Consider the following 19,334-nt stretch of genomic DNA (forward strand, 5'->3'; position numbering starts at 1 on the left):
CCTAGAAGGATGACTCCGACGTCCACGGCCGGAGCTTCTCCGGGTTGCGTACCGCCCAGATGTGCGTGATCCGGTCGCCCACGACCTCGAACGCCGCCACGGTCACGGTGACGCCGTCCTGCTGGGCGACCAGGCCGGGCTGCCCGTTGACCGTACGCTCCAGGATCGTCAGGCCGGGTGCCACGTCGGCGATCGCGAGGATATGGCGGGCCACCTGCTCGGCGCCTTCGATGGGACGGAGCACGGCGCTGGCGAGGCCCCCGCCGTCGCCCGTCGCCGTGGCGTCGGGGTCGAGGAGGCCGATGAGGGTGTGGATGTCCATGGCCTCCCACGCCTGCTTGAAGTCCCGCACGATCCCGGCCCGCCGGGCCGGCGAGGTCGCGGAAGCCTGCGACGGGCCCAGGCGGCGGCGGGCCGAGGACGCCAGCTGGCGGCATGCCGCGGGGGTACGGCCGACGATCTCGGCCACCTCGGCGAAGGAGTAGCGGAAGACGTCGTGCAGGACGAACGCGACGCGTTCGGCCGGGGTCATCGAGTCGAGCACGACCAGGAAGGCCATGGTGACCGACTCGTCGAGGGTGACCCGATCGGCCGGGTCGGCGCCGCCGCCCGACGGCCCGGTGGCCCACTCCGCGGGGTCGGGCAGCGGCTCGGGGATCCACTCGCCCACGTACCTCTCGCGCCGGGCCCGCGCCGAGCCGAGCAAATCGAGGCAGATGCGGCTGGCGACCGTGGTCAGCCAGGCGCCGGGGGAGCCGATGCCGTCCCGCTGTGGTCCGGACATGGCGTACCAGCGGGCGTACGTCTCCTGGACCACGTCCTCCGCGTCGGCCAGGGAGCCGAGGAGGCGGTACGCGAGGTTGATCAGCCCGCGCCGCTCGCTCATGATCGCGCTCAGGCTCGGATCGGGCTCGTCGCTCATCGTGCCGCCTTCCTCGTCGCGTCCGCCGTCACGGGATCGACGAGACTACGGCCCGGAATGTCAGGCCGGCGCGTCGCCTCCGGCTGTCGGCTCCGGGAAGTCCGCGCCGCGGGCGACGGCCTCCTGGGCGCGGAGCTCGGCGAGAACGGCCTCCAGGTGGCCGGTCACCGCGTCGTACCCCGCTCCTCCCAGCACGATCCGTCTGGGCGGGTCGTCCCGGCCGATGGCCGCGACCACGGCACGCGCCCCGCGCACGGGGTCACCGGCCTGCCTGCCGTCCTCGCCGATCATGGCGGCGCGTACGGACTCCAGCATCGGGCGGTAGTCCGGGATGTCCTCCTCGATGGGCTCGCCGGCGAAGCCGGCGTAGGCCCGCGTACGGAAGGCGCCCGGCTCCACCGTGATCACCTTGATGCCCAGGGGGACCACCTCCCGGCGCAGCACCTCCGTCAGCCCCTCGACGGCGTACTTCGCCGCCGTGTAGAAGCCGAAGCCGGCCGTGCCGACGAGGCCGGCGACCGAGGACATGGTGACGATCCAGCCGCGGCGGCGCGACCGCATGCCCGGCAGCACGGCTCGGGTCACGGCCAGGACCGAGAAGAAGTTCAGCTCGAACACCCTGCGGACGGCCTCTTCGTCCATGCCCTCGACCGAGCCGTACCATCCGCGGCCCGCGTTGTTGACCAGGACGTCGATGCCGCCGAAGCGGCCCTCCGCCTCGGCCACGGCCCGCCGGACCTGCCCGCCGTCGGTGACGTCCAGGGGGAGGACGAGCACCCTGTCGCCGTGGGGCGCGGCCCACTCGCGCAGTTCGGCGGGGCGGCGCGCGGTGAGCGCGACGCGGTCGCCGGCGGCCAGCGCGGCGTCCGCGTAGGCCATGCCGAAACCGCCGGGGGTTCCCCCGGTGACGAACCAGGTCCTCGCCGGCGTTCCCGCCGCGGTCACGGCGCGATCCTCAGCCGGCTGACGCGGTCTCCTGCGAGGGTGAAGCGCCACGTCAGCTCCGCCGTGCCGCCGGGGAAGTCGCCCGTCAGGCGTGCGGTGACCAGGACGTCGCCGGCGTCGAGGACCTCGGCGCCGAGCACCTCGGTCGTGTACTGGTAACGGGACGCCGGGCCCTCCTGCCAGGCCCGGATCTCCGCGGTGCCGCGCCGGGTCTCACCTTCGTCGACGACCACGGCGTCGCCGGTGAACAGCCCGACGATCGCGTCGATGTCGCGGCGTGCGTCCGCCTCGAAGTACCTGTCCACCACAGCGGGAACGGTCGCGCTCATGAGCTCTCCTCTCGTTGCGCTATAGAAGTCAATATAGCGCTATATGAACTGCTATAGCGAGCCGGGGTCACGCGGGTCGCGATCGGTGGGACGGGGAAGCGCGACCGGTGGGGCGGGGAAGCGCGGCCGGTGGGGCGGGGGAGCGCGGCCGCAACCGCGTCGCGGCGACGTGGAGGTGGTCGACGCCCGCAACGGCGGCACGCCGCCGTTCCTGGACGACGACGCGGTCCGGACGGGTCCGCGCCGAGCCCAAGTGGCGCGGTTCCGGGGGATGCGCGAACGATCAACGGGCCGGTACTCATCCGGCCGGGCGGGAGATGTCTATTTTCGGCGTGCCGCACGCCCCGCGCCCAGCCCCAACTCGGGCGAGGCGGGCAGGCTGCACTCTGTTACGGGAGGTCGTTCCCGAGCCAGGTGCCGACGGTCTTCAGGGTGCCCGCGCCGCTGTCGGTCTCGACCTGTCCGGCGAGGTCGGCGATGGTCACGGAGCTCAGCGCGGCCCGCCGGGCCGACTCGGCCGCGGCCATCGCGCGGGCGATCGGGCAGGGCGTGGCGCAGCGCTCGGGCGGCGCCGCCAGGGGGCCGCGCTGGCGGATCTCCGTGCAGACGAAGGCCGGGTCGGGCCCGTCGATGGCCTCGACGACGTCGAGCAGGGTGATCGCCGCCGGGGAGCGGGTCAGCACATAGCCGCCCGACTTCCCCTGAACCGACTGGACGAGGCCGGCTCGCGCGAGCGCCTGGAGCTGCTTGGCCAGGTAGGTCGGCGACACATCGTGCAGCTCCGCCAGCCGGGCGGCCGGCACCGGCTCCGCGACGGACGTGAGTACGACGCAGCAGTGGAGCGCCCACTCCACTCCCGCAGACATCTTCACCCTGCCACCCTATCGGCCCCCCGATCTCGGATAATTTTTGTCCGGGTATAGTCGGCGGCGAACACCTCGTTCGAACCTGGGTGAAAGGCTCATCATGAAGATCGCAGTTTTCGGCGGAACCGGCCTGATCGGCTCGCAGGTCGTCGCGAACCTCACGGCGGCCGGTCACGAGGCCGTGCCCCACTCCCTGTCCACGGGCGTGGACATCATCACCGGCGCCGGCGTGGACGACGCCGTGGCGGGCGCGGACGTCGTCGTCAACCTCACCAATTCCCCGACGTTCGACGACGCCTCGCCCGCGTTCTTCCAGACCTCGATGGACAACCTCGTCGGCGCGAGCACGAAGGCGGGCGTCGGGCACTTCGTCATCCTCTCCATCGTCGGCGTCGACCAGGTGCCCGGCCTCGTCTACTACCGGGCGAAGGTCCTCCAGGAGGACGTGCTGCGGGCCGGCGATGTCCCGTTCTCGATCGTGCGCGCCACCCAGTTCATGGAGTTCGTCGACGCGATCATGTCCTGGACCGGCGACGGGGAGACGGTGCGCCTGCCGCGCACGCCGATCCAGCCGATCGCCGCCGCGGACGTCGCCGCCGCGGTCTCGGAGGTCTCCGTGGGCGCACCCCTGAACGGTGTCCGCAACGTCGCCGGTCCCGAGGTCTTCACCCTCGACGAGCTCGGCAGGATCACGCTCGCGGCCAAGGGCGACAGCCGTGTCGTCGCCGACGACACCGCGGGCATGTTCGCCGCGGTGTCGGGCGACGCCATCATCGCCCCCGCCGGCGCCGTGACGGCCCCCACCCGGTACGCCGACTGGCTCGCGCGCGCCTGACCCCCACGCCCCGGGAGGCCGGCGGTCCCCCCGGCCTCGCCCGGGTCGTCCACCCCACACCGAGCCGCGGGGTTACGGTGGTGGGAAAGTCGTCACCGGGCCCGGGCGCGACGCCGGGGTACGCACCCGTCCCGGGCGTCCTGCCGCTTGCCCGGCCACGGGCGCCGCCGCGAGGCCGGCCGGGCCCGTAGAGCTCGTCGCCCGCCCGGTGGCGATCATCCGTGTCCATCCCGGGCACCACGCGATCACGTGGCCGGCGCCGTACCGCGCACACCGGAGGAAGCGGCGCGCACCCGGCCCGCGGGCCCGTCCCGTACTCGCTCCAGCCGCGGATGGGTGCGGGCGGCCACGAGGGCCGGGGGCCGAGCCGTGAAGCGGACGAGGCAAGGGGGCGATGGCGGTGGCGGACGGCGGGTCGAGGGGTCCGGGCGAGATCGACCGGGCGGCGGAGGTCTTCACGAATGTGCGGCCGCGCCTGTTCGGGATCGCGTACCGGATGCTGGGCAGCGCCACCGAAGCCGAGGACCTGGTGCAGGAGGTGTGGCTGCGCTGGCAGGGCTGCGACCGCGCCGCGGTGGACAACCCCGCCGCGTTCCTCGCGACCGTGACGACGCGGCTGGCCATCAACGCCGCCCAGTCCGCACGCGTCCGCCGCGAGACGTACGTCGGCCCGTGGCTGCCGGAGCCGGTCGACACCAGCGCGGACCCGCACCTCGGCGCCGAGCGCGGCGCGGCGCTGGAGCTCGCCGTCCTGTTGCTCCTGGAGCGGCTGTCGCCCACGGAACGGGCGGCGTACGTGCTGCGGGAGGCGTTCGACTACCCCTACCGGCAGATCGCCGACATCGTCGGGCTCAGCGAGGTGGCGGTGCGCCAGCTGGTCAGCCGGGCCCGCCGGCACGTGCGCGCCGAGCGCAGGGCGCCCGTGACGAAGGCCGAGCAACGCAGGCTGCTGACGGCCTTCGTCGCCGCCGCCCGGGCCGGCGACCTGGCCACGCTGGAGGAGATCTTCGCCGCGGACGTGGTGAGCTACTCCGACGGCGGCGGCGCCGAGCGCGCCTCGCGCATCCCCGTGGTGGGGGCGTCGCGGGTGGCGAGGTACGTCAGGGCGTTCGCGAGCCGCTTCTGGGCCGGCGTCGACGTGACGTGGGCGAGCACGAACGGCCAGACCTCCGCGCTGCTGAGCCGGGACGGGCAGGTGTTCGCGGTCCTCACCGTCGACGCCTCCGAGCAGGGCGTCGACCGGGTGTTCTGGATGATGAACCCCGCCAAGATCACCGCGGTGCCGGCCGTGACCTGACCACGCCACGTTCGCGAGCCCGTCGACCGGGGGGCTCGCCGGCGCGCGGCTGCCTCGGCCACCCTCGCGCGCTGCCAGGCGGCGGACCTCACCCGTCCGCGTGAGAGCCGCGCCGGACGACGAATCGCACGCGCTCGCCCCGGGGCTGTCACAGGCCGGGGGGCTGTCCTGTCCTAGCTGGTGACCGCATGACAGCGGCTCCCTCCGAAGCGACGGCCGTCGCGGAGATCGCGCCGGCCCGGCGGACCGGCCCGGCACCGCGCCGGCGCGGGCCGCGCGAACCTCCCACGCGACCGTCCGCCGCATCGCGCCCGGAAGCCACGCAATGGAAGGAACATGTGCTGTGACGGCACTCCCCACGCCCCCGTACGACTGTGAGCCGCACCCATCCCGTCAGGGCAGGACCGCGGCGGCGATTCAGACGTCCCTCGACACGATGCGCGAGCTGAAACGCGAGCTGAAGAAGGAACGGCGGTTCGCCTCCGACGCGTCGCACGAGCTGCGCGCGGCCGTCGCGGGGCTGCGCGCGGAGCTGGAGGAGGCCCGCCTGCATCCTGACCAGACGGTCCTCGGCGACCTGGTCGCCCGGGCGTTGCGCGACGTCGACCGGCTGGACGCGATCCTCACGGACCTGCGCGTCCTCGCCGAGCTGGAGACCGGTTCCGGCGTCCAGCCGCGGCGCGCCGACCTCGCCGAGATCGTCCGTGAGGAGGTCGCCCGCAGGTCCGACCCCATCGACGTACGGCTCCGGCTGCACAGCGGGGTGATCGTCCATGCCGTCCCGATCCGGATCGTCCGGCTGCTCACCAACCTGCTGGACAACGCCCAGCGGCACGCCAGGCACCTGGTCGAGGTCCGGGTGAGCCGCGAGAACGGCCACGCCCGGCTCACGGTGACCGACGACGGAGAGGGGATCGCGGAGTGCGATCGGGAACGGATCTTCCAGCGCTTCACCCGCCTGGCTGCCGCCCGCCGCCTCGACCGCACCGGCACCGGCCTGGGTCTGTCGATCGCCCGCGACATCGCCCGTTCCCACGTCGGCAGCCTGCACGCCGAGGAGTCCGAGACGGGTGGGGCGGCCTTCGTCCTGCGCCTTCCCCTGGCGGGCCCGGCCGCTTCCGCCGGATCGGAGCCGGAGCGGCACCTGCACGAAGCGATGGAGACGTGAGCTCCACCGAGCGCGCGCCGAAGGGAACCCGATGAGACAGCACCTCGACTACGCGGCCCTGTTCGCGGCCGTTCCGAGCCCGTGCCTGGTGATGACGCCGGACATGACCATCGTGGCCGTCAACCAGGCCTACCTCGACGCCTGCGGCCGGCGGCGGGAGGAACTGCTGGGCCGGCACGTGCTCGACTCCTGCGCCCACGACCACGCCGACCCGGGCAGACGGCGCGCGCTGCGGAACCTCGAGGCCTCGCTGCGCCGGGCCCGGGCCACCGGCAAGCCGGACGTGATGGCGCCGCAGAGGTGCGCCATGCCCGTCTCGGGCGCCGGGGGTCTGTCCGAGGGGCGGTACTGGAGCACGGTCAACTCGCCTGTCTTCGGCTCGAACGGCGCGGTGGTGCTGTTCGTCCACCGTACGGAGGACGTGTCGGCGTTCCTCCAGCAGTTCCGGGGGAGCCGCTCGCCCATGAGCCCGTACGCCACGGAGACGCACGACCTGAACGAGCAGGTGAGGGAGGCGGCGACGTACGCGGAGCGGCTGCTCGACCGGCAGCGCCAGTTCGCCGCCGACGCCTCGCACGAACTGCGCACGCCGCTCGCCGCGCTGCGCCTGCAGGTGGAGGAGGCGCAGCTCCACCCCGACCACGTCGACCTGCGCGATCTGCTCGGCCACCTGGCCGGAGACCTCGACCGGCTGGCGGCCATCGTCGACGACCTGCTCCTGCTGGCCACGATCGAGGTCGACGCCGACGAAGAGCTGGAGGAGGTGAACCTGACGAGCCTGGTCGAGACGGTGGCCGCCCGCTGGGCAGGAAGCTGTGACGTGCGGCTCGACCTGGAGCCGGCGGTGACCGTGGACGCCGCCTCCTGGCAGCTCACCCGGCTGCTCGCCGGCCTCTTCGACAACGCCCGGCGGCACGCCGCGCGGCGGCTGAAGGTGGACCTGCGCCGCGCCGGCGGTCACGCGGAGCTCGCCGTGGCCGACGACGGGCACGGCGTCAGCCCGGACGACCGCGACCGCATCTTCCAGCGCTTCGTCCGCCTGGACGCCTCCCGCAGCCGCGACCGCGGCGGCCCCGGGCTGGGCCTGGCCGTCGCCCGCGCCATCGCCTCGGCCCACCGCGGCACCCTGCACGTGGAGGACGCCGCCTACGGCGGGGCGCGCTTCGTCCTGCGCCTTCCTCTCGTCTCCTGACCCGCCCGCCTAGAGATCTACGATGTAAAGGCGGTCACCCACGCGCGTCGGTCAGCACGCCGGCGGGGACGCGGACGGCGGCGAACGTCGTCATGCGGCGGAGACGGAAGCCGAGCGCCTCGTAGACGCGGATGGCGCCGGTGTTGCTCGCGACGGCGTGCAGGAACGGAATCTCGCCGCGGGCGCGGACGCCGGCCGCGACGGCCAGGACCAGCCGGGACGCCAGACCCCGGCGGCGGAAGGCCGGGTCGACGCAGACGGCGCTGATCTCCGTCCAGCCGGGCGGGTGCAGGCGCTCGCCGGCCATGGCGATCAGGGCGCCGTTTTGGCGGATGCCGAGATAGGTGCCCATGTCGACGGTCCGCGGCCGGAACGGGCCCGGCTGGGTGCGCTCGACGAGGTCGAGCATCTCCGGGACGTCCGCGGCCGCGAGGCGGACCGCCTCGCCGTCCGGCGCCGGCGCCACGTCGTCGCCGACCATCTGGACGCCCACGCCCTGCGCCACCACCTCCCACCCGTCCGGCGGCGGGAAGGCGCCGGCGACGGGGACCGTCGCGCCGGGTCCCGCGAGCACGGCGAGGTCGTTCCAGTCCGCAGGGCCGGGGTCGTCGGGCAGCGCGTAGAACGGCGAGACGTCGTCCGGATAGCGCACCGCGTTGCCGTGCCGCTCCGCGAAGTGCGCGTGCGGGCCGGTGAGCGAGGCCCAGGCGGGGTTGTCCAGGAGGTGGCGGTCCGCGGTCCCGCCGCCCGGCGCGCCGACGCTCACGCGCCCACCTCGATGGTGCCAGGGGCGTGGTCGTCCTGCGCCGCGCGCGGCGCCTCGTTCAGGGGGAACGCCCGGGTGAACACGAACGCCTTCGGCATCCGACCTCCTGTCATTCGTCCTTCTCTGCGGCATTCTAGGCTAATTACCGGTAATAGCGGTAGGTAATATGGGTAGGTCGCCCGCTGGCCGGCGAAAAGTTTCCTGGTTTACCTGAAAGTTTCCTGACCCGCTGACCGGCCGGTGAGAGGAGGCCCAGGTCATCGAGGCCGAGGGGGAGCGGGCGGAGGCCGGTCGTTGCCCGCGCCGCGGACCCCGGCTACGTTCCCGTGACACACCCGGAGCCGACAGCCGACGTTTCATCCCTCGGGGGGCACGTGATGCCGCACCGTCTCGCCTCGGCCCTCGCCGCGGCCCTCACCGTCCTTGCCATCGCGGCGGCGCTCCTCGTGACCCGTCCGCCCGCCGCCGGAGCCGCGACCGGCGGGTTCGACTTCGGCCGCGCGCAGGTCTCCGCGACGGGACTCCAGGTGCCGTGGGGATTGGCGTTCCTCCCGGACGGCAGCGCCCTCGTGTCCGAACGGGACACGGCGCGCATCATGCAGGTGCGTCCCGGGTCCGCGCCCACGCCGGTGGCGACGGTCCCGAACGTCACGCCCTCGGGCGAGGGCGGTCTCCTCGGCATCGCGGTCTCGCCCGCGTACGCGCAGGACCAGTGGATCTACGCCTACTACACCACGTCCTCGGACAACCGGGTGGTCCGCTTCCGTCTGAACGCGCCGGCCACCCAGCAGGTCATCCTGTCGGGCATCCCCCGCAACTCCTTCCACAACGGCGGACGCCTCGCGTTCGGGCCCGACGGCATGCTGTACGTCTCCGCGGGCGACGGCGGGAACACGGCCAACGCCCAGGACCTGAACAGCCTGGGCGGCAAGATCCTGCGCCTGCTGCCGGACGGCGGCGTCCCCTCGGACAACCCGATCGCGGGGTCGCGGGTGTACAGCTACGGCCATCGCAATGTGCAGGGGCTCGCCTGGGACGGGCAGGGACGGCTGTACGCCAGCGAGTTCGGCCAGAACACCTGGGACGAGATCAACCTCATCGTCGGCGGCGCGAACTACGGCTGGCCCACCTGTGAGGGGATGTGCAACGACCCGCGCTTCCGCAACCCCCTGGTGACGTGGAGCACCGCGGAGGCCTCGCCCAGCGGCCTGGCGTACGCCAACGGCACGCTCTTCGCGGGGGCGCTGCACGGGACGCGGCTGTGGACGGTGCCGGTGAATGGCGCCACGGCCGGCACCCCCGTGGCCGAGCTCCAGGCGACGTACGGGCGCCTGCGCACGGTCGCGGTCGGACCGGACGGGTGGCTCTGGGTGACGACGAGCAACCGCGACGGCCGCGGCACTCCGGCCGCCGACGACGACCGGATCATCCGCGTCCCTCCGGCCGGCAATCCGTCGCCCTCGCCCAGCCCCTCTCCGTCGCCGTCGCCGAGTCCCTCTCCCTCTCCCTCTCCCTCTCCCTCTCCCTCGCCGAGTCCGTCGCCGTCGCCGAGTCCGTCGCCCAGCCCCTCGCCCAGCCCCTCGCCCAGCCCGTCGCCGACCGGCGGCCCGCTCAGCTGCTCCGCGACGTACCGAGTCGTCAGCCAGTGGCAGGGCGGGTTCCAGGGCGAGCTGGCGGTGCGCAACACCGGGACGGCGGCCCTGACGGGGTGGAGCGTCACCTTCACCTTCCCCGACGGCCAGCGGGTCACCCAGATCTGGGGCGGCCGCTACACCCAGTCGGGAAGCGGCGTGACGGTCCGCAACGAGACGTGGAACGGCGCCCTGGCGCCGGCCGCCTCGACGACCGCCGGCTTCCTCGCCAGTTGGTCGGGCTCCAACCGGGTGCCGTCCGCCGTCGGGTGCGCGGCTGCCTGAGACCGGCCGGAACGCCCGCCGGCCCCGGCCCTCGGCCGGGCGCCGGCGGGCGCCGCCGTATCGTCCGTTCGCGGATAATCCGCAGCGGGACGACGTGGGTACGCTGGTGGCATGACGGCGATGGCTCCCGCGCGCACAGAGACGGACCTGTCCTTCCTGCTCGACCACACGAGTCACGTGCTGCGCACCCGGCTGGCGGCGGCGCTCGCCGAGATCGGGCTGACGACGCGCATGCACTGCGTGCTCGTCCACGCCATCGAGGAGGAACGCACGCAGATCCAGCTCGCCGAGCTGGGCGACATGGACAAGACCACCATGGTCGTGACCGTGGACGCGCTGGAGAAGGCGGGGTACGCCGAGCGCCGCCCGTCCAGCGTGGACCGGCGGGCGCGGATCATCGCGGTCACGGACGCCGGAGCGGAGATCGCCCGCCGCAGCCAGGAGATCGTGGACGGCGTGCACCGCGCGGCGCTCGGCTCGCTGCCGGAGGACGAGCGCGAGGTCCTCGTGCGCGCCCTGAACCGCCTGGCCGCCGGCCACCTCGCCACTCCCGCGGACGGCGCCCAGCAGGCCCGGCGAGCCCGCGAGCGAAAGTAGATCCGTAAGGGATCGTCTACAACAAAACTATCTGCTACGGTCTTTCTCGTCGATACGAGACGGGAGAGACATGTCGTACACGCGAAACTCGCGCTGGACCGCGCTGGGCGTGCTGTCCGCGACGGGGCTGATGACGATCCTCGACGGGAGCATCGTGACGGTGGCGATGCCCGCCATCCAGAGGGATCTGGGGTTCTCGTCGGCCGGGCTGAGCTGGATCGTCAACGCCTACCTGATCCCCTTCGGCGGCCTGCTGCTGCTGGCGGGAAGGCTGGGCGACCTGGTCGGGCGCCGCACGATGTTCCTGGCCGGCAACGCGATCTTCACCGCCGCCTCGCTGCTGGCCGCCGCGTCCACCGGTCCGGGGCTCCTGATCGCCGCGCGGTTCCTGCAGGGGGTGGGCAGCGCGCTCGCCTCCGCCGTGGTCCTGGGCATCCTGGTGACGCTGTTCACCGACCCCCGGGAGCGGGGGAGGGCCATTGCGATCTTCAGCTTCACCGGAGCGGCCGGCGCGTCGATCGGCCAGGTCCTGGGCGGAGTGCTCACGGACGCCCTGAGCTGGCCGTGGATCTTCCTCGTGAACGTGCCCATCGGGGTGGCCACGGTCGCGCTCGCGCTGCCGGCGCTGCCCGCCGACCGGGGCATCGGGCTGGCCGCCGGGGCCGACGTCGCCGGCGCCGTGCTGGTGACCGCCGGTCTCATGCTGGGCATCTACACGGTCGTCGAGGTCGAGGAGTACGGCTGGCTCTCCGTCCACACGCTCGCCCTCGGCGCGGTGTCGCTGGCCCTGCTCGCCGGGTTCGTCGTGCGGCAGGCCACGGCCCGGGCCCCGCTGATGCCGCTGCGCGTCCTGCGGTCACGCAACGTGGCCGGCGCGAACCTCGCCCAGATGCTGAGCCTGTCGGGGATGTTCGCCTTCCAGGTCCTCGTCGCTCTCTACATGCAGCGGGTGCTGGGCTACGGGGCGCTGGACACGGGTCTGGCGATGCTCCCGGCCGCGGTGCTCATCGGCTCGGTCTCCCTGTTCGTGTCCGCCCGGCTCAGCGCCCGCTTCGGCGCCCGCGCCGTCCTGGTCGCCGGTCTGGCGCTCCTCGTCGGGGCGATGGCCCTGCTCACCCGCATCCCGGTGGACGCCGTCTACGTCACCCACCTGCTGCCGGTGATGCTGCTCCTCGCGGGCGGCGGGCTGGTGCTCCCGGCGCTGGCCACGCTCGGCATGTCCGGAGCGGGGGAGAGCGACGCCGGCCTGGCCTCCGGGCTGTTCGGCACCACCCAGCAGGTCGGCATGGCCATCGGCGTCGCGGTGCTGTCCACGCTGGCCGCCTCGCGCACCGACGAGCTGCTGGCGGCCGGAGCCGGGGAGGCGGCCGCGCTGACCGGCGGCTACCGGCTGGCGTTCGCCGTCTCCGCGGGCCTGCTGGTCGCGGCGTTCGCCGTGGCGCTCGCCGTCCTGCGCCGGCCCGCCCCGGCCGCTCCGCTGCCTGCGCCTGCGTGACGTGCTCCAGCTGCAGCCGCGCGCCGGCGAGCATCTGCCCCAGCTTGTCGATCCGTGCGGCCTGGGTCGTCTCCCGCGCCTCCGCCTCCTCAGCCCTCCGGTTCGCGGCCGCGAGCGGCACGTGCCCTCCGCGGACCTGCGGCAGAAACAGGCGCGCGAGTGCCCACGAAGAACGTCCATGGGATCCGAAGCGTTCTACGCCACCGTCGCGCAGGTAGCGGCGGAGCATCGTGATCATGTGCCTCGCCGTCGTACTGATCCCCCTCTTCCGCATCAACACGGAGGGGAAGAGGTGAGGCCGCCTTAAGCAGCGTCGCGTACGGCTCCGGTCGTGGCTCAAGCAGTTCACAAGCGCGGCCCCATCCACCAGGAGTACCGCGACGGCATGGAGGGCCGGCTCGGCGCGCTCGGCCTGGTCCTCAACGCCATCGTGCTCTGGACGACCCGCTACATCGACGCCCTCGCCCAGCTCCAGGCCGAGGGCCACGAGATCCGCGAGGAGGACACCGTTCGCTCAGACGGGAAGTTCGGTGATGCCGAGGGCGAAGTCCAGGTTCCCCACCCCGTGGTTGGCGAGGCCCACCGTGACCACGCCCGCTCCTTCCAGCCAGTGCGCCATTTTCAGGCCGCCGACGTCCAGCGGGCGCAACCCGAGGCTCTCGATGAACGCCTCCACACGTGCCTTGGCCTGCGCATCATCGCCAGCGATGAAGACGTCGGGCCGACCCTTCTCCAGGACATGACGGTAGATGGTGTTGAACGCCTTCACCACGCTGGCGCCGGCCGGGGCCGCCTTGGCGACCTCCTGCGCGATCGAGGTCTCCTCGCGGTGGGCCAGCCCGTCGAACGTGGAATTGAAGGGATTGCTGATGTCGACGATGACCTTGCCCGCGAGAGCGTCTCCGTACTGGGCGACGACCGGCACGACACCGTCGTACAACAGGGCCACGATGACGATGTCCCCCGCCGGGGCGGTGCCCCATTCTCCCGTCGTGGCGCCGCCGCCGAGAGCCTTGGCCAGGTCAGCGGCCTTGGACTGATCGCGGCCCATGACCTCGACGGTGTTGCCGCCCGCCACCGCCCGCGCGCCGATGGTGCGGGCCATGTTCCCGGTGCCGATGATGCTGATGTTGCTCATGAGATGTCCTGCCCTGGTGGTGGTTGTTCGGTTCAGAGGGCGGTAGTGCCGCCGTCGACGACGAGTTCCATGCCGTTGACGTAGCTGGAGTCGTCGGAGGCGAGGAAGAGGGCGACAGTGGCGATTTCGTCGGGGCGGCCCATCTGGCCGCGGGGAATGAGGGACTCGAACTGACGCTTGGTGGCCTCGTCGAAGAGTTCTTCCTGCTTGGCAGTGGCGACCTGGCCGGGGGTCAGGACGTTGACGCGGATGCGGCGGTCCTTGAGCTCGTTGAGCCAGACGCGGGCCCATGCCTGCTGGACGGCCTTGCTGCCGGCGTAGACACTCCAGCCGGGGAAGGCGCCGAGGGATGCGTTGGAGCCGGTCATGAGGATGGAGCCGCCGTCGTTGAAGAGCGGGAGGGCCTTCTGGACGGTGAACAGGGTGCCGCGGGCGTTGAGCCCGAACCAGGTGTCGAACTGGGCCTCGGTGATCTCGCCGAGCGGGGCGGGCTCGCCGCCGCCGGCGCTGGCCCACAGCACGTCGAGGGTTCCCTTCTCCCGCTTGACGGTGTCGTACAGGCGGTCCAGGTCGTCCAGGTCGGCGGCGTCGCCCTGGACGCCGGTGACGTTGCGGCCGATTTGCTTCACGGCCTCGTCCAGGGCCTCCTGGCGGCGGCCGGTGATGAAGACGTGCGCTCCCTCATCGACGAACAGCTTCGCGCCGGCCAGCGCCATGCCGCTGGTGCCGCCGGTGATGACCGCGACCTTGCCGTCAAGCTTCCCCATATTCGTTCCCTTGAGTCGGTGGTGCCGTGCGCACCAGCGGTTACCGGTGTTATGTACACCGATCTGTGTGCTTACGGTACGGGGTGGGCGGCCGGGACGCAAACTATGTACACCGGTCGTTACCCAGCCGGCGTACCATGGACCCATGACGGAGGTGGAGAAGGGACCCAAGGGCCGCCGCCGGGGCCGGGGCGCCCGCGAGCGCATCCTCAGCGCGTCCCAGCAGCTGTTCCGCGAGCAGGGCATCAACCGCACCGGCATGGACCAGCTGTGCGCGGCGGCCCAGGTGTCCAAGCGCACGGCCTACCAGCACTTCACCGGCAAGGACGAACTCGTCGCCGAGTACCTGCGCCGGTTCGATCCCTCTGTTCTGTCCGGCGTGTTCGACCGCACCGACCTCACGCCCCGCGAACGGCTCCTCGCCGCCTTCGACGTCCCCCCCACCACCCCCCTGTGCCCCTACATCGGCGCCGCCGTCGAACTCCACGACCCCCAGCACCCCGCATCCCAGTACGCCCGCGACTACAAGAAAGCCGTCGCCGCGCGGCTCGCCGACACCGCCCGCGAAGCCGGGGCCGCCGACCCTGAACAGCTCGGCGAGCAGCTCGCGCTGCTCATCGACGGCGCCGCGGCCCGCACCCGGGTCCTCAACGCCGACGCCTTCCCCACCGCCGCCGCCATCGCCGCCGTCCTCATCGACACCGCCATCCCCGCCACAGCCGGCGATGACCGGCGACGAGAGGAAGTCTCGAGTTGACGTGGCACTCCGCGGCCAGGCTGGACGCGCTGCCGGTCGCGCGTCCCGGGGTCGGCTCGTCCGGCGGTGGACGACGGCCGTCGCCCACGTCGTACTAGCCGGGGGTCACGGCATGTCGCTGGGCGGGACCACGATGAGCTCCAGGGGGTAGTGCCCGTTGTAGCCGAGGCCGTGCTGGTTCCACACGACGTCCTGCGGGCGGGGCTGGACGTTGCCGGCCCTGTCCCTCGCGCGGGACATCACGCGGTACTGCCCGGGGCGGGCTCCCCGCCAGGGCACCTCGAAGCGCACCCACATGAAGGGCTCGGGAGTGTTGAGCAGCGTCGCCCTCCGCCACGGCATCTCGGTGACCCAGCGCCCGGGCGCGGCGAGCCTCTCGACGGAGACGTCGACGCGGTCGATCGCGCCGTGTCCCGACCACGCCCGGCCGCGCAGGACGACGTCGCCGGGGTGCAGCGTGACCTCCGGGTCGTGCTCGATGGCGCTGCGGATGGGGCTGACGCTCAGCGGGACCGGCTTGGGATAGGCCGGACCGGTGAGGACGTGCCTCGTCTGCAGCCCGGTGGGAGGGATGCGACGCGTGGACACCTCGATCTCGCCGAGCCACTTGACGAAGGTCACGGCGCTCCATCCCGACAGGAGCAGGCGGAGCGGGTAGCCGTGGTCGACCGGCAGGTCCTGCCCGTTCATGCGGTACACCAGCAGCGTGTCGTCCTTGAGGACCTTCTCGATCGGGACGACCTGGGAGTAGCGCACCGTCCCGCCCGGGAAGCTCTGGTTGACGATGAGGTCCAGGCCCATGAACTTCACGTCCACCGGCGACCGGGCCCCCGCGGCGGCGAGCACGTCCCCGGCCCGTACTCCCGTCCACTCGGCGGCTCCCACCGCGCCGAAGTGCCACTGGGTGTAGCCGACGGGAAGCCAGCGCTCGTCGGCCCCGCCCGGCGGCAGCTTCGGGAAGAACGCGGAGCAGTTGGCCCCGCAGTCGATCGTGCGCCTCAGCGTCACCGGCGGCATCGCCAGCAGGTCGTCGTACGTGAACGACCGGGGACGGGCCAGCGCGTCACCGGTGAGCCTGAGCCGCCAGGCGCGGCGGTCGATCCGCGGCGGGCGCGCCCTGTTGTGGATGTACAGGCGGTCGTTGGGGATCGCGTCCCCGTACTCGGCGTGCCGGCCGTCCAGGACCGCCCGCCCGACCGGGCCCCACTTCATCTCCTCCGAGCCGTTCTCCCGGTGGACGAAGTACCGCGACGGCGTGGGCTGGACGACGAAGTTCGCCGCCTCGCCGGAGGGAGGGGCGGCCGCGCCGGGGGAGGAGGACGCTCCGCGGACGAGGAACGGCGCCGCGGCGCCCGCCGCCGAGCACGCCAGGAACGATCGCCGCGAGTATCCCGTCTCCCGAGGGCGGCCGGTCCCGTCCTCGCTGTGGTCCGGTCGATGTGTCACCGCGAGCACCCCCGTATCTCGCGCCGGTTCGGTTCAGGTCGTTCGAGGCGGGCGTGGCGGCCCCTGCGGCCGGTCACACCGGCGAACGTCCGGGCCGGTTCGGGGGACGGCGGGTGTCCGCGTCCCTCCCATGAACGAGCGGCGAGGACATGAGTGGGACATGCCCTCACGTTAGGAAGGCCCCGATCCTCTCACAAGGCGATGACCTGCATTTTTGGTCCCCGCTTGCCCTGTGCGGGCATTACGGGTACTCGGCGGCTGCCGCCGTGAAACCGCCGAAATGATCCCTTTAGGGCAAGCCGGGACCGCCGACGGCGGCGGCCAACGCGGTGGCGGCCGCGGACCGCAAAGTGTCGCCGTCCGTCTCCGAGGCCCAGGCGACGTGTCCGTCCGGACGGATCAGCGCCGCGCGGACCGGCCGCCAGTCGGCCCGCGACTCGACCGGCCGGTCCTGGCGGACGGTCAGCCCGGGGGGCGCGGCCGTCCCGCCGGCGACGGCGGAGGCCGGTCCCGCGAAGTCGAGCAGCACGTACCCGCCCGGGACGAGCAGCCCGAACAGCCCCGTCCCGTCGGACAGCCGCAGGTCCGGGGCCCGCGTGCCCACCAGTGGGTGGTCGCCGGGACCCCGCCCGTAGGAGACGCCGATGCCGGAGACCTGCCGCGCCAGGTGATGGGAGAACTGCGGCACCTGCCCGACGGCGTCGTTCAGCACCGCGCGCAGGGCGAGGCTCTCGGGCGTGAACGCGGTCATGAGCGCGGTCTGTCCCCGGGTCAGGAGCAGGGTGGCGGCGCCGACCGGGTGCCTCTCCTGGTGGTAGGTGTCCAGCAGGCCGCCGGGAGCCCATCCCCGCACGGTGGCGCCCAGCTTCCATCCGAGGTTCCCCGCGTCCTGCAGGCCGACGTTCAGGCCCATCCCGCCGGCGGGGAAGAGGCGGTGCGCGGCGTCCCCGGCCAGCAGCACCCGGCCGTCGCGGTAGCGGTCGGCGAGGTGCGAGGCGGTCCCCGTGCCGGACACCCAGACCACGTCGCGCAGGCCGAAGTCGGTGCCGGTCACCGACACGAGCCGCGCCCTGATCTCCTTCTCGCCGGGGAGGGCCGCGTCCGCGCCGGCGTCGCCGTCGATGCCGCCCACCCGGTGGACGCCGGCGCCCATGGGCACGACCAGCACCTGACCGGCCTCGTTGGTGGCCTGGAAGTACGCCACCGGCGGAGGGTCGTCGAGGATCACGTCGGCGATCCACGTGTAGGCGGTCGACGCGGTGCCGGGGAAGCCGATCCCGGCCGCCGCCCGGACCGCGCTGCCCACGCCGTCGCATCCGACCACGAATCCCGTCTCCAGGCTGTACGGGCCGTCCGGCCCCTCGGCCCGCACCACGACCCCGTCCGCCGCCTGGGTCAGGCCGGTGAAGGCGTGCCCGCGGCGGACGGTCACCCCCAGGTCGCGGGCGTACCCCTCGGTCAGCTCCTCGACCGCCGGCTGCGCGAGCAGGAGGACGTACGGGAAGGGGGTGTCGAGGGCGCCGTAGTCCATCCGGGTGTCGAGGAGGCCGAAGTGCGAGCTGGGCACCCGCGTGCCCCTGGGGACGAACAGCTCGTCGACGCCGCGCGAGGCCCACAACTCCATCGTGCGGGGATGGACGGTGAAGCCCTTCGAGTGGGTGTCGCGCTCGGTCCGCCTCTCCAGGACCGTGACGCCGGCGCCGGCGAGCCGCAGCTCCGCCGCGAGCCACAGCCCGGTGGGGCCGCCTCCCACGATGACGACGTCACCCATTCACCGCTCCCGTGTCCGCCGATCGGCCGCGCCGCGGCCGCGGGGGCGCACGCGTACCCCCGGCTCCTCCGGCAGATTGGATCATGCTCCGGCCGCCGCGGCAATGCCGTGCCAATGCCGCGCCAATGCCGTGCCAATGCGACGGGCTGAAATGACCGGCGAATGCCTCCAGAGAGGGTCAGTGGCCTGGACGCGCTTCGAGGCCGCCGCCGACAATCGAAGTCCGCGATCGCGACCTGCGGCTCGATCGGAGAGGAGCGATCCATGCGGGGAAAGCGACTGTTCACGGTCTTCGGGGCCACGCTGTTCGTGGCCTTCGCGCCCTGCTCGTTCGGCGTGTCGTCCGCGTCGGCGCAGCCGAGCCTCGCCGCCGCCCCGTCGTCCTGCCAGGGGTCCCCCACGCTCGGCCTCTCGGCGGGGAACCCGGGCGACAAATGCAGCTACCGGTGCACCAACCACCGCCGGTTCAGGTGCTGCAAGAGGACGGGATGCAAGCGGGTGAGCGGCAAGTGCTAGCGACCCGCTGACAACCCGGGGGGCGCGCCGACCGGCCGCCCCCCGGCCTGTCGTGCGGCCGGGTCAGGACGGCGGGGCGCCGGCGTCCGTGACCTCGCGAAGGGCAGGGAAACGCCGGCGGAGCGTGTCCTCCAGCCGCCGCTTCATCGTGACGCGCGCCGCCGGGCATCCGTTGCAGGCGCCGTTCAGGCGGACGGTGACGACGCCCTCGTGGGCGGCGACCAGGTCGATGCCGCCTCCGTGGGAACGGGCGAACCGCCCCACCTGCCCGTCGATGAGGTCCCGGGCGGCGGTGTACAGCAGCAGGTCCTCCGGCGACTCCCCGGCGTCGTCCTCGGGCGCCCAGCCGGCGGGGTCGTCCAGGGCGGCGTGGAGCGCGGTGCGGACGCGCGGGCCGTCGGCCGGCCAGCCGCGGCCCGTTCCGAGGCGGGTGACGACGGCGGCCGGCTCCACCCGGACCTCGGCGAGGGTGCCGTCGGCAAGCAACGCGGCCAGCGGCGCCGGGACGGCGGCCGGTCGTCCGGTTAAGGGCAGCACGTCCGCGGGGACGACCCAGCGCAGCTCGTCGGGCCGCCCGGGCACCGGCTGGGGATGGGTCGGGACCATCGGCG

The 19,334-nt window shown here is 73.1% G+C and carries 19 protein-coding genes and 1 pseudogene; 10 read left to right on the forward strand and 10 right to left on the reverse strand.

Features of this window, described 5'->3' with window-relative positions; all coding sequences use genetic code 11:
* Position 1: 1 nt before the first annotated feature.
* The 4 genes from sigJ to Mco01_RS36040 all read right to left on the reverse strand — a co-directional run bounded on the left by sigJ (position 2) and on the right by Mco01_RS36040 (position 3,062).
* Positions 2 to 922: an RNA polymerase sigma factor SigJ gene (sigJ, locus tag Mco01_RS36025; RefSeq protein WP_204061297.1), complete on the reverse strand. Its 921-nt coding sequence runs from the start codon at positions 920 to 922 to the stop codon at positions 2 to 4.
* A gap of 60 nt (positions 923 to 982) precedes the next feature.
* Positions 983 to 1,867 (reverse strand): SDR family NAD(P)-dependent oxidoreductase, encoded by an 885-nt coding sequence (locus Mco01_RS36030; RefSeq protein WP_239104181.1) that lies wholly within the window; start codon positions 1,865 to 1,867, stop codon positions 983 to 985.
* Entirely contained in the window at positions 1,864 to 2,196 is a 333-nt protein-coding gene (locus Mco01_RS36035) for a YybH family protein (RefSeq protein ID WP_204061298.1), read from the reverse strand. Before Mco01_RS36035 ends, Mco01_RS36030 begins: the two co-directional genes overlap by 4 nt.
* Before the next feature lie 389 nt (positions 2,197 to 2,585).
* Positions 2,586 to 3,062 carry an RrF2 family transcriptional regulator gene (locus Mco01_RS36040; RefSeq protein ID WP_204061335.1) on the reverse strand — a complete coding sequence of 159 codons (477 nt, stop codon included), beginning with the start codon at positions 3,060 to 3,062 and terminating at the stop codon, positions 2,586 to 2,588.
* A gap of 100 nt (positions 3,063 to 3,162) precedes the next feature.
* On the opposite strand from Mco01_RS36040, the gene Mco01_RS36045 reads away from it, so the two are divergent.
* The 4 genes from Mco01_RS36045 to Mco01_RS36060 all read left to right on the forward strand — a co-directional run bounded on the left by Mco01_RS36045 (position 3,163) and on the right by Mco01_RS36060 (position 7,554).
* Entirely contained in the window at positions 3,163 to 3,897 is a 735-nt protein-coding gene (locus tag Mco01_RS36045) for an SDR family oxidoreductase (protein WP_204061299.1), read from the forward strand.
* A 394-nt stretch (positions 3,898 to 4,291) separates the two neighbouring features.
* Positions 4,292 to 5,194 (forward strand): RNA polymerase sigma-70 factor, encoded by a 903-nt coding sequence (locus tag Mco01_RS36050; RefSeq protein ID WP_204061300.1) that lies wholly within the window; start codon positions 4,292 to 4,294, stop codon positions 5,192 to 5,194.
* 343 nt (positions 5,195 to 5,537) lie between these two features.
* Complete coding sequence (locus Mco01_RS36055; RefSeq protein WP_204061301.1) at positions 5,538 to 6,362, forward strand: sensor histidine kinase; 825 nt, start codon at positions 5,538 to 5,540, stop codon at positions 6,360 to 6,362.
* 31 nt (positions 6,363 to 6,393) lie between these two features.
* Positions 6,394 to 7,554 carry a PAS domain-containing sensor histidine kinase gene (locus tag Mco01_RS36060; protein ID WP_204061302.1) on the forward strand — a complete coding sequence of 387 codons (1,161 nt, stop codon included), beginning with the start codon at positions 6,394 to 6,396 and terminating at the stop codon, positions 7,552 to 7,554.
* 34 nt (positions 7,555 to 7,588) lie between these two features.
* Here Mco01_RS36060 and Mco01_RS36065 read toward each other — a convergent pair whose 3' ends face one another.
* Positions 7,589 to 8,320 carry a GNAT family N-acetyltransferase gene (locus tag Mco01_RS36065; protein WP_239104182.1) on the reverse strand — a complete coding sequence of 244 codons (732 nt, stop codon included), beginning with the start codon at positions 8,318 to 8,320 and terminating at the stop codon, positions 7,589 to 7,591.
* Between the two features lie 377 nt (positions 8,321 to 8,697).
* Between Mco01_RS36065 and Mco01_RS36070 the strand changes: the two genes are divergently transcribed.
* The 4 genes and pseudogenes from Mco01_RS36070 to Mco01_RS40375 all read left to right on the forward strand — a co-directional run.
* The gene (locus Mco01_RS36070) at positions 8,698 to 10,236 is read left to right on the forward strand and encodes a PQQ-dependent sugar dehydrogenase (RefSeq protein ID WP_204061304.1); all 1,539 of its coding nucleotides are present in this window, start codon (positions 8,698 to 8,700) and stop codon (positions 10,234 to 10,236) included.
* Positions 10,237 to 10,347: 111 nt separating this feature from the next.
* A complete protein-coding gene (locus Mco01_RS36075; protein WP_204061305.1) occupies positions 10,348 to 10,833 on the forward strand; it encodes a MarR family winged helix-turn-helix transcriptional regulator in 486 nt (161 codons plus the stop codon).
* 70 nt (positions 10,834 to 10,903) lie between these two features.
* Entirely contained in the window at positions 10,904 to 12,328 is a 1,425-nt protein-coding gene (locus tag Mco01_RS36080; protein WP_204061306.1) for an MFS transporter, read from the forward strand.
* A gap of 331 nt (positions 12,329 to 12,659) precedes the next feature.
* Positions 12,660 to 12,824: pseudogene (locus Mco01_RS40375) on the forward strand (Tn3 family transposase); the annotation flags it as partial.
* An 18-nt stretch (positions 12,825 to 12,842) separates the two neighbouring features.
* On the opposite strand, the gene Mco01_RS36090 reads toward Mco01_RS40375, so the two are convergent.
* Both Mco01_RS36090 and Mco01_RS36095 read right to left on the reverse strand, forming a co-directional pair.
* Positions 12,843 to 13,466 carry an NADPH-dependent F420 reductase gene (locus tag Mco01_RS36090; protein WP_204061307.1) on the reverse strand — a complete coding sequence of 208 codons (624 nt, stop codon included), beginning with the start codon at positions 13,464 to 13,466 and terminating at the stop codon, positions 12,843 to 12,845.
* A 32-nt stretch (positions 13,467 to 13,498) separates the two neighbouring features.
* Positions 13,499 to 14,233, reverse strand: coding sequence for an SDR family NAD(P)-dependent oxidoreductase (locus tag Mco01_RS36095; RefSeq protein WP_204061308.1), 735 nt, complete (start codon positions 14,231 to 14,233; stop codon positions 13,499 to 13,501).
* Positions 14,234 to 14,378: 145 nt separating this feature from the next.
* Between Mco01_RS36095 and Mco01_RS36100 the strand changes: the two genes are divergently transcribed.
* Positions 14,379 to 14,990 carry a TetR/AcrR family transcriptional regulator gene (locus tag Mco01_RS36100; protein ID WP_204061309.1) on the forward strand — a complete coding sequence of 204 codons (612 nt, stop codon included), beginning with the start codon at positions 14,379 to 14,381 and terminating at the stop codon, positions 14,988 to 14,990.
* Between the two features lie 105 nt (positions 14,991 to 15,095).
* Here Mco01_RS36100 and Mco01_RS36105 read toward each other — a convergent pair whose 3' ends face one another.
* Both Mco01_RS36105 and Mco01_RS36110 read right to left on the reverse strand, forming a co-directional pair.
* Positions 15,096 to 16,436, reverse strand: coding sequence for a molybdopterin-dependent oxidoreductase (locus Mco01_RS36105; RefSeq protein ID WP_204061310.1), 1,341 nt, complete (start codon positions 16,434 to 16,436; stop codon positions 15,096 to 15,098).
* A 289-nt stretch (positions 16,437 to 16,725) separates the two neighbouring features.
* Positions 16,726 to 18,207: an FAD-dependent monooxygenase gene (locus tag Mco01_RS36110; RefSeq protein WP_204061311.1), complete on the reverse strand. Its 1,482-nt coding sequence runs from the start codon at positions 18,205 to 18,207 to the stop codon at positions 16,726 to 16,728.
* Positions 18,208 to 18,471: 264 nt separating this feature from the next.
* On the opposite strand from Mco01_RS36110, the gene Mco01_RS36115 reads away from it, so the two are divergent.
* Entirely contained in the window at positions 18,472 to 18,723 is a 252-nt protein-coding gene (locus Mco01_RS36115) for a hypothetical protein (protein ID WP_204061312.1), read from the forward strand.
* Between the two features lie 63 nt (positions 18,724 to 18,786).
* On the opposite strand, the gene Mco01_RS36120 is transcribed toward Mco01_RS36115, so the two are convergent.
* Entirely contained in the window at positions 18,787 to 19,329 is a 543-nt protein-coding gene (locus Mco01_RS36120) for a NifU family protein (protein WP_204061313.1), read from the reverse strand.
* Between the last annotated feature and the right edge of the window lie 5 nt (positions 19,330 to 19,334).

It is taken from the genome of Microbispora corallina (genome assembly GCF_016863035.1).
Taxonomy (GTDB): domain Bacteria; phylum Actinomycetota; class Actinomycetes; order Streptosporangiales; family Streptosporangiaceae; genus Microbispora; species Microbispora corallina.